Source organism: Exiguobacterium sp. s11 (assembly GCF_018619015.1).
GTDB lineage: Bacteria > Bacillota > Bacilli > Exiguobacteriales > Exiguobacteriaceae > Exiguobacterium_A > Exiguobacterium_A indicum.
The window spans coordinates 185,715-197,945 of record NZ_JACSNF010000004.1 but is presented as its reverse complement, the minus strand read 5'-3'; the positions used below and the strand labels follow the sequence as shown (position 1 = coordinate 197,945).

Sequence of the window (12,231 nt, the reverse complement as noted above, 5' to 3'; positions counted from 1 at the left end):
GTGTGTTCCAAACGATACTTGCAGGACAATTGAATTTTATTTATACTATAAGTATTTTACATTAAAAACCAATATAGTTGATAAATTGAATCACCTTTGAGGATGAGGAGTGAATCAAGTGAGGTCAAAGATTTCATCAGTACCAAAAGACTATGAGGTTTTAAATGCAAAACGTCTAAGACGTCATGTTGCTGTTACAGTCGTTATTCCAGTGTACAACGCGATTATCTATCTTGAACGAACGATTAACTCCGTTTTAGTACAGACGATCGGTATTCGAAACGTGACGATCATTGCGGTAGATGATAAATCGACAGATGGCTCACGCCGTCTGTTAAGACGCTTATCTGCCTTATATCCTCAACTTGTCAGTGTACTGCTGAAAAACAATACGGGCACGCCTGCGATGCCACGTAATCTAGGTTTGGCTCTTGCACGATCGAAATATGTTACGTTTTTGGATGCGGACGATTGGTTAGCGCATGATGGATTACGGATTTTAAATGAGACGATGGATCGAACCGGAGTGGACTACGCCGTCGGACGTACGATTCAAGTGTCTACGAATCAACCGAACCGAATCATCGGCGTTCACGAATCGAATCGTAATCGTGATCACGTTTCTCCTTATACGTTAAAGCATGCGTTTTATCATCTTGGTCCACGTGCCCGTATGATGCGTCGAGACTTTCTGCTACGTCATGCGATTCAATTTCCATCAATGAAATTCGCCGAAGATAAACAATTTTTTATCGATGTCTTAATACGAACGGATGCGATATCAACGGTCACGGCTCCCATCTATTATTTGAACCGTCTTGAGGAAAATGACTCATTAACGAAGCAGACTGATATCATGGAAAAGATGGAAACGAATCTTATCGTCTTACGACGTGTGTTGGAATATAAATTATCTGTTGAAAAGGAGCGTCTCATCCTCAATCGACTGATTGAGTTTGACTGCATCACACGCTTATATGATCGTAAGCACTTTCTCAAAAGTCATGATCCGTCAGCCTATCATCAAATGTTTGCGCGCGTCGTTGCCTTATTTACGCAAAACCGTTCCTATCCCATCGATTCATTGATTGAAAAGCCGTTCAATCGTCTGTTGTATCATTACTGGAACACCGGACGTTTTGATGATTTCATGGATGCTGTCAAGTGGTCGAAATCGAAAGAAACAAAGGAAATCGAATGGGTGGATGATCAACCTTACTGGAGTATTCCATTAGGCAGTGGTCAGAAACAAATGCTAGCTCTCCCTCTATATGTGAAGGTGCACGAATTAGAACTGACAGAAAAGGGACTCGAGCTAACGGTTCAAACACTTGGAGATCGTCGAATTCGTGTAGAAGGGATTACACTGCAACATCGTAATTGGATGGAAGAAACGCATCTTTTAAAGACAGATGTCACAGATCTTGAAAAACATTATTATCGCTTGCAGGTAGAACTACCCAAACAAATGGAGCGGGGGAGTTATCTTGTTTATCTACGTTTTGATGACTATGGACAGCAGGTCATGGCTATTTCGATGGAGGAGCCAGTGATTCAAAAAAGCCATCACACCTATCGTTGGTATGAAACCATTAAAGGAAACTTAGGATTACGCATCAAATGAGCGGAATCGTCTGCTTTGAAAAGAGGCAGACGATTTTGTAAAATCAGCTGCCGCGGCACATTTCTGAATGTAAAAGAAGTTCCTTTCTGTGCAAGCTATGATAGGGTTATAATGGAAAGGTAAGTTGTCGTCATGAGGGGGAAGTTTTTCATGACAGGTAGTCCATAATATCAACGGGGATAGGAAGGATATCATGAGCAGTATGCCTAAAAAAACAGACGTTATTTTAATTGGTGCCGGAGTCATGAGCGCGACGTTAGGGGTCTTATTAAAAGAACTCGCGCCTGAGATCAACATCAAGGTATTCGAGAAACTCGCGAGTGCCGGGGAAGAGAGCTCGAACGAGTGGAACAATGCAGGAACAGGTCACGCCGCATTATGCGAACTGAACTATACGACGGAAAACGCTGATGGTTCGATCGATATCAGTAAAGCAGTCAAAGTAAACGAACAGTTCCAACTGTCACGTCAATTCTGGTCGCATCTCGTCAAGGAAGGTGTCTTGCCGAATCCGAAAGAATTCATCATGCCGATTCCACATATGAGTATGGTTGAAGGAACAGAAAACGTAGAATTTCTGAAAAAACGATTGGAAGCGCTATCAGATAATCCGTTGTTTGCGGGAATGGAATATTCAGAGGATCCAGCGAAATTAGCCGAGTGGATTCCACTCATCATGAACGGTCGGACGTCACCCGAGCCGATTGCTGCGACAAAAATCGATTCAGGAACGGACGTCAACTTTGGTGCGTTGACACGAATCCTGTTTGAATATCTCGAACAGCACGATGTAGAGATCAACTATCAGCACGGTGTCGAGGATTTGAAACGTGTTGACGGAGGTTGGGAAGTCAAAGTGAAGAATGAGCGCGATCACCGGATCGAGCATCATACGGCTCAGTTTGTCTTCATCGGGGGTGGCGGCGGTAGTTTACCATTGCTCCAAAAAACAGGCATCGAGGAATCGAAGCAGATCGGTGGTTTCCCAGTCAGTGGCTTGTTCCTCGTCTGTAAAAATCCTGAAATCATTGAACAGCATCATGCGAAAGTCTACGGAAAAGCGAAAGTCGGAGCACCGCCGATGTCAGTACCGCACTTGGATACACGATACATCGATGGGAAGAAATCACTCCTCTTCGGACCGTTCGCTGGCTTTTCACCGAAGTTCCTCAAGACAGGATCGAATCTTGATTTGATTGCGTCCGTCAAACCGAATAACGTCTTGACGATGCTTGCTGCGGGAGCTAAAGAGATGGGATTGACGAAGTATCTGATCGAACAAGTCCTCTTGTCGACGGAACAACGGATGAACGAATTACGAGAGTTCATCCCGAATGCGAAGACAGAAGACTGGGATGTCGTCGTCGCTGGTCAACGTGTCCAAGTCATCAAGGATACACCACAAGGAAAAGGGACACTCCAGTTCGGAACAGAAGTCGTCAGTGCGGCCGACGGATCTGTCGCTGCCTTACTCGGGGCGTCACCAGGTGCCTCAACAGCGGTTCCAGTCATGCTCGAAGTACTCGGAAAATGTTTCCCGTCCGAATTACCGGCGTGGGAAGCAAAAATCAAGGAGATGATTCCGTCTTACGGGATCTCACTCGTTGAACATCCGGAGCTGTTCGAACAGATCCATGCCGAAACAGCAAAAACGCTCGAACTCGAACAAGGTCAACCGATTCGCTAAACGAAAACCGTCCGACTCTACGAGGAGCCGGACGGTTTTTTTGATTTAGCGGAAGTTACGGAAGAAGCGTGTTTTCTTCAGTGCAATCCCGACTGGAATCGCGACAAGGATTCCGAGGACGTTTTGAATAATGTTTCCTGTAATGGAACCGAATGGTGCGACCCAGTTGCTGAACATAATCCCTTCATGTACGAAGTAGACGAGCAGCATGACAGGAGCGGAAGCGATCATCCCGATCAAGTTGAATGTGACATTCGTTCCGTTGCGACCACCTGACCACGCGATGTAACCAACAATCAGCCCTTGAAGTCCACGTGCGATGATCGTACCAGGGGCCCAAATCGTATAGCCCAATAGAAGATCAAATAAGCCCATTCCAACAGCACCGGCAATCAATGCTGTCCGTGGACCGAATAAAATGGCAACAAGAAAGAGCATCGCTGTTCCCATATGAATGAGACCACCGTTTGGAGCGATGGGTAATTTAATATTGATGAACATCGTTGCAACAAGAACAAGTGCGATTGACATCGCAGTGATGACGAGCTGGCGGGTACGAGTGCTAGAATACGGTGCTGCTTTTTGCATGTGGCTAACCTTCTTTATGATAGATTTTAAGATATCTTCAATCTATCAGATGACTGGACTAGTCAAAAGTGTCAACTTTGAATTATTTATAGGGGTCAGTTTTGAATACAAATCTTGATCTGTTCTTAATTCCATAAGAGTACGATCTATTGATACACTCTTGAATGAAAAAATCCATAAAACGGTTGTCGTTTTCGAATCTATTCCTCGTTTTTTTCGTACAATGAACAGCGAAAGGGAGGGGAAGTCAGTGAAATATCAGATTGCGACAGCTGTTTTTTTATTCGCTTCATTGTCATCAGTCACATCAGAGGCAAAGGACCAGACGACACAACACCAACGTTATTACGCAGCATATGAAAAAATCGTGGAAAACATAAATCGGACACATGAAAATGCGGACGTCACGTTGCTTGCAGCAAATCAATTCGCAGACGAGGACTGGGTTTCGCCGGAACGTTTTCAAGAACGGGCACTCGAACGGTTGAAGCCGCTACGTGTCCAAACGAGCTTAGAGTGGGATAGTGAACGAACGCTTGAACGTACGGAACGTGGAAACGATGTCCGGATCATCGGAAATTTCGAGACGGAACTCTTGGAACAGAGTAAACGCCAACGATTATCCGATGTCTTTTCGATGACGTCTCTTGCGATCGATGGTGGAAAGTGGACGCAAACCGGATTCTCCGGTACTCCAATCGATGCTTTGCAAACGATGGTCGTAACGGTCAGTGGTACATACGCGAAGCAAGGCATCTTAACAAGACATCACATCACGAAAGAATATCATTGTTCATGGTACGGTGAAATCTACTATTGAGGCAGAAAAAGAGCGAAACTCGTTTGAGTTCCGCTCTTTTTCATTAATTCCGGATCAAGTGATCGAAAGCACCGAGTGCAGCTGTTGCACCAGATCCCATCGAGATGATGATCTGTTTATACGCGCTATCTGTGCAGTCTCCTGCAGCAAAAACGCCTGGTACGTTCGTTGCGCCGTGGCGATCGACTTGGACTTCACCGAACTTGTTACGGTTCACCGTTTCACCGAGCCAGTCTGTGTTCGGTACGAGACCGATTTGGACGAAGACACCCTCGAGCTCAACGTGACGTTCGACGTTCGTTTCGCGCTCGATGTACGTGATACCGTTCACTTTGTCCGTTCCTGTGATTTCCTTCGTCTGTGCGTTGACGACGACCGTGACGTTCGGAAGTGAAGCGAGGCGTTCTTGAAGAACAGCGTCTGCTTTTAATTCCGGTGCGAACTCAAGGACTGTGACATGCTTGACGATTCCTGCGAGATCGATGGCTGCTTCGATTCCTGAGTTTCCGCCACCGATGACTGCGACACGTTTTCCTTCGAACAACGGACCATCACAGTGTGGGCAGTAGGCGACGCCTTTGTTCTTGAATTCGAGTTCGCCTGGGACACCAACGTTACGCCAGCGTGCACCTGTTGAAAGGATCAAACTCTTCGTTTTCAAGACAGCACCATTCTCAAGCTCGAGCTCAAGGAGGTCCTTCTTCTCAAGGCGAGTTGCCCGTTGTAGGTTCATGACGTCGATGCCATATTCCTTGACGTGCTCCTCAAGACTTGCGACGAGTTTTGGTCCTTCCGTGTACTTCATGCTGATGAAGTTTTCGATACTCATCGTATCCATGACTTGTCCACCGAAGCGTTCTGCGACGATTCCTGTCCGGATGCCTTTACGGGCTGCATAGATGGCAGCACTCGATCCAGCTGGACCACCACCGACGACGAGGACATCGTATGGATCTTTATCAGCGAAATCAGAAGCATCGGCACCTGTACCAAGCTTCGCCAAGATTTCTTCGAGTGACATCCGTCCGTTACCGAATGCTTCGCCATTGACGAAGACCGTCGGAACAGCCATGATCTCTTTTTGTTCGACTTCTTCCTTAAATGCCGCGCCATCAATCATCGTGTGACTGATGTTCGGGTTGAGGACGCTCATGACGTTCAATGCTTGTACGACATCCGGGCAGTTGTGGCAGCTCAAGCTGATGTACGACTCGAAATGGTACGTTTCTTGAATGCCTTGAATCTGCTTGATGACGTCTGCATCGACCTTCGGTGCTCGACCGCTGACTTGTAGCAGAGCGAGAACGAGGGACGTGAACTCATGACCGAGTGGGATTCCCGCGAACGTGATGCCGCTTGTCTCACCGACACGGTTGACTGTGAAACTTGGTGTCCGGGGAAGGCTTGCCTGCTCGACGGAGATGCGTGGTGTCATGCTTGCGATCTCTTCGACGAGTGCGCTCATCTCAAGCGAGACGGCGTCTGTCCCAGCGCTAACCGCTAGGACGAGATCGCCTTCGAGAAGCTCGAGGTATTGCGCGAGTTGTGCTTTAATGTCTTGTGCTAAAGCCATCGCGAATCCGCTCCTTAAATTTTTCCGACGAGGTCAAGGCTTGGGGTGAGTGTTGCAGAGCCTTCTTCCCATTTCGCTGGGCAGACTTCGCCTGGATTGTTACGTACGTATTGTGCTGCTTTGATTTTGTTGACGAGCGTGCTTGCATCGCGACCGATACCGCCTGCATTGATTTCAACAGTTTGGATGACACCGTCTGGGTCGATGATGAACGTACCGCGGTCAGCAAGACCATCTTGTTCGTTCAAGACTTCGAAGTTACGTGAGATGACGTGTGATGGGTCGCCGATCATGACGTACTCGATTTTACCGATTGTTTCTGATGTTTCGTGCCATGCTTTATGTGTGAAATGCGTATCTGTTGAAACAGAGTAAACTTCAACGTCAAGCGCTTTGAGTGTTTCGTATTGGTTTTGGAGATCTTCGAGTTCTGTCGGGCAAACGAATGTAAAGTCTGCAGGGTAGAAACATACGACACTCCATTTACCGCGAAGGTTAGCATCCGTTAGGTCAACGAATTCTCCGTTGTGGAATGCTGATGCACTGAATGGTTTTACTTCACTTCCGATTAAAGACATGATAAAAATCCTCCTCAAGGGTTCTATTTTTAGAATCTGTTCTAGTGCATACAAGGAATCTGTATTTATCACACTAGAATAATTCTAATCTAATACTAATTTCATATAGACCAACACTTTTGTCAAGGTATAATCGGCAATTTCTTATTTCAGGAAAGATTGTGTGAACAAAAAAAGAAATCCCGACTCCAAAATGAAACAGGAGTCGGGAACTGTATTCTTTATTGCCAGTCCGTGTGGAAGATCCCTTCGCGGTCTGTCCGGGCATACGTATGAGCACCAAAATAATCGCGTTGTGCTTGCAACATGTTGGCATTCGAATTCGCTGTCCGGTAGCTATCGTAATACGTCAGTGACGTCGATAGAGATGGGAGTGCAAAACCAGATAATGCTCCCTCGGCAACGACGTGACGTAACGATTCTTGATACGCCTGTACTTTCTCAGCGAAGAACGGGGCGAGCATCAAGTTTGAGAGGTTCGCATCATTTTTAAACGCTTCACTGATGACGTTCAAGAAGTCGGCCCGGATGATACATCCACCACGGAAAATCAAGGCGATCTTCTCAAGGCGTAAGTTCCAGTCATACAACTCAGACGACGTTCGGTACTGGGTGAAGCCTTGCGCGTATGCGGCAACTTTCCCCATATAAAGCGCTTGACGAATCCGTTCGACCCACGCGTCTCGCTCAAGCGTTGACAAGTCTTCTGGTCCCTTTAGGACAGCAGACGCTGCGACGCGTTCTTCTTTAATAGCTGAAAGGTAACGCGCGAACAGGGCTTCCGTGATGATCGAAGAGGCGATCCCATTATCAATGGCTTGCAGGCTCGTCCATTTTCCAGTTCCTTTTTGACCGGCTTGATCGAGAATGACATCAATCAACGGTTGCCCTGTCTCGTCATCCGTTTTTCGGAGGATGTCCGCTGTGATCTCAATCAGATAACTTTTCAGTTCACCTTCGTTCCATTCAGCGAAGATGTCCGCGACTTCCGTGACGTCGAGTCCAAGACGGAAACGGAGGAAGCTATACGCTTCAGCGATCAATTGCATGTCCGCATACTCGATTCCGTTATGGACCATCTTGACGAAGTGACCAGCGCCTTTCGGACCAATATAAACACAACATGGATCTCCTTCGACGTGAGCGGCGATCTTCGTCAAGATCGGTGCGACATGTTCGTAAGCTTCTTTCGATCCACCCGGCATGATCGCAGGACCGGTCCGCGCACCGACTTCACCACCCGATACACCGACGCCGATGTATTCGATCCCATGGCGTTGTAACTCGTCGAAACGACGCTCTGTATCGAGGAAGTGAGAGTTCCCACCATCCATGATGATATCGCCTGTTTCGAGATGCGGAAGCAACGATTCGATGACCGAATCAATCGCGCTACCAGCCGTGACCATCATGAAGATTTTACGTGGGCGAGCGAGTGATTGAACGAATGCTTCAATGTCATAGTACGGATGAAGAGGTAGTCCCTCATCATGTGCGACGAGATCGTCCGTTAAATCACGTGTGTAGTTATAGATGGCGACTTCTTCTTGATGACTCGCCATATTCAGTGCCAGGTTGCGTCCCATGACGCCAAGCCCGATGACTCCGATAGAATGTTGCATAAGTAGAACGACTCCTTTTCTTAGACGACGAGGCTGAGGAGAAGAACGAACCCAAGTCCACAAACGGAAATGATCGTCTCAAGCACAGTCCATGTCGCAAACGTTTCTTTTAATGATAATCCGAAATACTCTTTAAACATCCAGAAGCCTGCATCATTGACGTGTGAAGCGATCAGACTACCTGCACCAGTCGCGAGAACGACGAGCGCTAAGTTGACGTCGGATTGCTCTAGTAACGGAATGACGAGACCTGCCGTTGAGAGGGCAGCGACTGTCGCGGAACCGAGTGAGATCCGGAGAATCGCAGCAATCAACCAAGCGAGTAGAATCGGAGATAACGCTGATCCTTCAAATAATTGCGCGACGAACGTTCCAACACCACCGTCAATCAAGACTTGTTTGAAGGCACCGCCACCGCCGATGATCAATAGCATCATTCCGATTTGAGCAATTGCCGTCGTACAAGATTCCATGACCGTTTGCATCGGAATCTGACGCGCGATCCCCATCGTGTAGACCGCGACGAGTAATGAAATCAACATCGCTGTCGAGGCGTTTCCGATGAACTCGATTGCCGAGATGACGCTGTTTTCACCCCAGCCGAGTGTTTCTTGTAAGAGCGTGAAGATCGTTGCGACCGACATCAAAAGAACCGGTAGCATCGTCGTGAAGACACTGATGCCGAAGCCTGGTGTCTCGTCTAAATCAAATTCTTTTTGTTCCCCGAGTGACGCGATATTTCCTGTCCGTGTAAACGATTCAGGAACGAGTCGTTTGGCGATTTTCGTAAAGATAGGACCGGCGATGATGACGGTCGGAACAGCAACGATGAAACCATACAATAAGACTTCCCCGATATTGGCTTTATATTCCCCAGCGATGACGGTCGGACCCGGGTGAGGTGGTAAGAAGCCGTGCGTGACGGATAGGGCAGCGACCATCGGGATTCCGAGATATAAAATTGAGACACGAAGCTGACGTGAAATCGCAAAGACGATTGGAATCAACAGGACGAGTCCGACTTCGAAGAAGAGGGCGATCCCGATGATGAATGAAGCGACGACGACTGCCCACTGGATGTTCTTTTCCCCGAATCGGGCGACAAGCGTCATGGCGATTCGCTGCGCCCCCCCGGCGTCAGCGATCAGCTTTCCGAGCATGGCACCAAGACCAAAGATCAATGCGAGGTGACCAAGCGTTCCTCCGATACCAGCTTCGATCGTTTTGACGATCTGATCGAGCGGCATGCCGAGTAGTAGTGCAACGCCAAAGGAAACGATGATGAGTGAGACGAACGTATTTAATTTCAACCCCATGATGAGAACGAGCAACGCGACGATCCCAATTCCTACGATGACTAAAGGCATGATGACTTCCCCCAAAAGATTAAGTTAGTTTTCTTCTTGAATCAAGCTCCGTTGATACGTAGCGATTCGTTTATGATCCTCAGACAATGTTCGAGCCAAGCTAATGAAAATCGGTAAGAGCTGACGATATTCATGCATCGCTTCTTCATTTGGTACATGACGATGCGTTTCCCCGATCATCTCGGAGACGACTTCGAACGAATCGACTTCCCCCGTCGCATACAGTCCGAGAATACAAGCACCGAGACATGAACTTTCAAAGCTTTCCGGAATGACGACTTCCGATTCAAAGATGTCCGCCATCATTTGGCGCCAGACTTCAGACCGAGCAAACCCACCCGTTGCCTGAATCCGTGTCACGGGACCGTCCATGCACTCAATCAGAGCAAGGAAGACGGTATAGAGATTGTAGATGACGCCTTCTAGTGCCGCCCGGATCATATGCTCTTTTTTGTGCGAAAGTGTCAAACCGAAGAACGAACCGCTGACATCCGGATTCCAGAGCGGCGCTCGTTCACCGGACAAGTAAGGATGGAACAATAACCCGTCGGATCCAGGACGGACGCGTTCGGCAATCTTCGTCAAAACAGCGTACGGATCGATGCCAAGGCGTTTTGCTGTCTCGACTTCGGCTGACGCGAGTTCGTCTCGGATCCACCGTAAGACCATTCCACCATTATTAACGGGTCCGCCGATGACCCAGTGGTCCTCGGTCAGCGCGTAACAGAACGTTCTTCCCTTTTCATCGGTCTGCGGACGATCAATGATCGTTCGGATGGCACCGCTCGTTCCAATCGTGATCGCAATTTCCCCTTTGCGAATCGCGTTGACACCTAAGTTAGAAAGAACACCGTCACTGGCACCGACTAGGAACGGCGTATCGACGGAGAGTCCCATTTGTCGTGCGTAATCAGTATTTAGTCCGGTACATGACGTCGTCGTCGGTACGGGTTCCGATAAGTAGCTTGCATCGATTCCCGCGACATGTAACGCGCCCGTATCCCAGCCTAATTCATGAATGTTGAAGAGACCGGTCGCTGAAGCGAGAGAGTGGTCGATGACATATCTGCCGAACAGTCTTTGGAACACGAATTCCTTGATCCCGATATATTTTTTCGTTTGAGCATGGAGCTCCGGACGATCTTCGACGAGCCAACTGATTTTGCTGAGCGGTGACATCGGATGGATCGGTGTTCCGGTCCGGTGATAGATCGATAGACCATATTGTTCCTTGATCTTGTTCGACCATGCTTCACTCCGACTGTCTGCCCATGTGATGCAGGCAGTCAATGGTTGATGTTGTGCGTCCATCGCGATCAAGCTGTGCATAGCACTACTGAACGCGACGAACTTCGGTGGCATGCTCGGATGACGTTTCGTGATCAAACGGATCGATTCGAGAACCGCATCGAAAATTTCTTCTGGATCCTGCTCCGCTGTCGACCGGTTCGGTGTATGAAGCGGGTAACCGACGTTCGTTTGTCCGATGACCTCTCCTTTTGTCGTAAAGAGGACCGCTTTCGTACTCGTCGTTCCGATATCAACGCCTAACATGTATTCAGTCATGTGAATCGACTCCTTTCGACATCATTTGTTGCGTTTTCCAGAGATCTTCGACTTCCTGGACGTCATCAAAGTTCTGATGCAAGGAAGCGACCATCCGTTCACGATCCCCTGTCTCGATTGCTTCGATGTACAAGGCGTGGTTCGCGAGGATGCGTTCGAAGTCTTCGATGTCTTCTTCGAATCGTACCCGCATCGATAGGAGGATGAAACTTTCCATGACCGGTTTAAGATTTTGCCAAATCATGCTGACATATCCATGATCAATCGAGCGGATGATCGTTTCGTGAAACAGAACGTCCTGGAAGGAAAATTCATCGGCATCCTTGTATTTGATGGCAACTTTCATCATTTCGAGAATTTTACTGAGTTCACGGACGAGTTCTGCCCGTTCGATTTTGACGAGTCGTTCGAAGACGAACGTTTCAATGAGTAGCCGGACATCATAGATTTCCTGAATGTCGCGCTCAGACAAACCGACGACGACCGCTCCCATTCGTTCGAGACGAATCAATTGTTCGGATGCAAGGACCTTTAACGCATCACGGACGGGCGAGCGACTGACTGAAAAATCAGAGGCTAATTTGTTTTCGGATAAAATGGTACCGCTTTCAATCTTTCCTGAAATGATGCGCATCCGTAGCTCGTGTGCGACACGATCTCCAGCGGAAGCTTTTGCTAACCACTTCAAGGGGTATAACAGTTCTGACATGGAATCACCTGATTTCTAAAGTGAGTATACTTGTATACAAGTTAGTATAAACGTTTTTTTCTAAAATGCAAACGCTTAACTTACATTTTAGTGATTC

10 protein-coding genes are annotated in these 12,231 nt (G+C 47.8%); 3 read left to right on the top strand and 7 right to left on the bottom strand.

Translation table 11 applies throughout. From position 1 onward, the window contains the following. Positions 1-118: 118 nt before the first annotated feature. Together KNQ12_RS13550 and KNQ12_RS13545 are read left to right on the top strand one after the other, a co-directional pair. The gene (locus KNQ12_RS13550) at positions 119-1,624 is read left to right on the top strand and encodes a glycosyltransferase family 2 protein (protein ID WP_214748920.1); all 1,506 of its coding nucleotides are present in this window, start codon (positions 119-121) and stop codon (positions 1,622-1,624) included. A 193-nt stretch (positions 1,625-1,817) separates the two neighbouring features. Further along, positions 1,818-3,311, top strand: coding sequence for a malate:quinone oxidoreductase (locus tag KNQ12_RS13545; protein WP_214748918.1), 1,494 nt, complete (start codon positions 1,818-1,820; stop codon positions 3,309-3,311). Positions 3,312-3,356: 45 nt separating this feature from the next. Here the strand turns inward: KNQ12_RS13545 and KNQ12_RS13540 are convergent, their stop codons facing one another. Then, entirely contained in the window at positions 3,357-3,899 is a 543-nt protein-coding gene (locus KNQ12_RS13540) for an ECF transporter S component (protein WP_023469818.1), read from the bottom strand. Positions 3,900-4,149: 250 nt separating this feature from the next. Between KNQ12_RS13540 and KNQ12_RS13535 the strand changes: the two genes are divergently transcribed. Then, positions 4,150-4,719: a hypothetical protein gene (locus KNQ12_RS13535; RefSeq protein WP_023469817.1), complete on the top strand. Its 570-nt coding sequence runs from the start codon at positions 4,150-4,152 to the stop codon at positions 4,717-4,719. A 43-nt stretch (positions 4,720-4,762) separates the two neighbouring features. On the opposite strand, the gene ahpF is transcribed toward KNQ12_RS13535, so the two are convergent. The 6 genes from ahpF to KNQ12_RS13505 form a co-directional block, all read right to left on the bottom strand. Further along, positions 4,763-6,292 (bottom strand): alkyl hydroperoxide reductase subunit F, encoded by a 1,530-nt coding sequence (ahpF, locus tag KNQ12_RS13530; RefSeq protein WP_214748915.1) that lies wholly within the window; start codon positions 6,290-6,292, stop codon positions 4,763-4,765. 14 nt (positions 6,293-6,306) lie between these two features. Further along, complete coding sequence (gene ahpC, locus KNQ12_RS13525; RefSeq protein WP_023469815.1) at positions 6,307-6,870, bottom strand: alkyl hydroperoxide reductase subunit C; 564 nt, start codon at positions 6,868-6,870, stop codon at positions 6,307-6,309. A 221-nt stretch (positions 6,871-7,091) separates the two neighbouring features. Beyond that, on the bottom strand, positions 7,092-8,492 hold the full coding sequence (gnd, locus tag KNQ12_RS13520; RefSeq protein ID WP_214748912.1) for a decarboxylating NADP(+)-dependent phosphogluconate dehydrogenase: 1,401 nt from the start codon (positions 8,490-8,492) through the stop codon (positions 7,092-7,094). Positions 8,493-8,512: 20 nt separating this feature from the next. Next, entirely contained in the window at positions 8,513-9,859 is a 1,347-nt protein-coding gene (locus KNQ12_RS13515) for a GntP family permease (protein ID WP_214748909.1), read from the bottom strand. A 24-nt stretch (positions 9,860-9,883) separates the two neighbouring features. Then, positions 9,884-11,425 carry a gluconokinase gene (gene gntK, locus KNQ12_RS13510; RefSeq protein WP_214748906.1) on the bottom strand — a complete coding sequence of 514 codons (1,542 nt, stop codon included), beginning with the start codon at positions 11,423-11,425 and terminating at the stop codon, positions 9,884-9,886. Continuing rightward, positions 11,418-12,134, bottom strand: coding sequence for a GntR family transcriptional regulator (locus KNQ12_RS13505; RefSeq protein WP_023469811.1), 717 nt, complete (start codon positions 12,132-12,134; stop codon positions 11,418-11,420). The genes gntK and KNQ12_RS13505 overlap by 8 nt, the downstream gene beginning before the upstream one ends. Between the last annotated feature and the right edge of the window lie 97 nt (positions 12,135-12,231).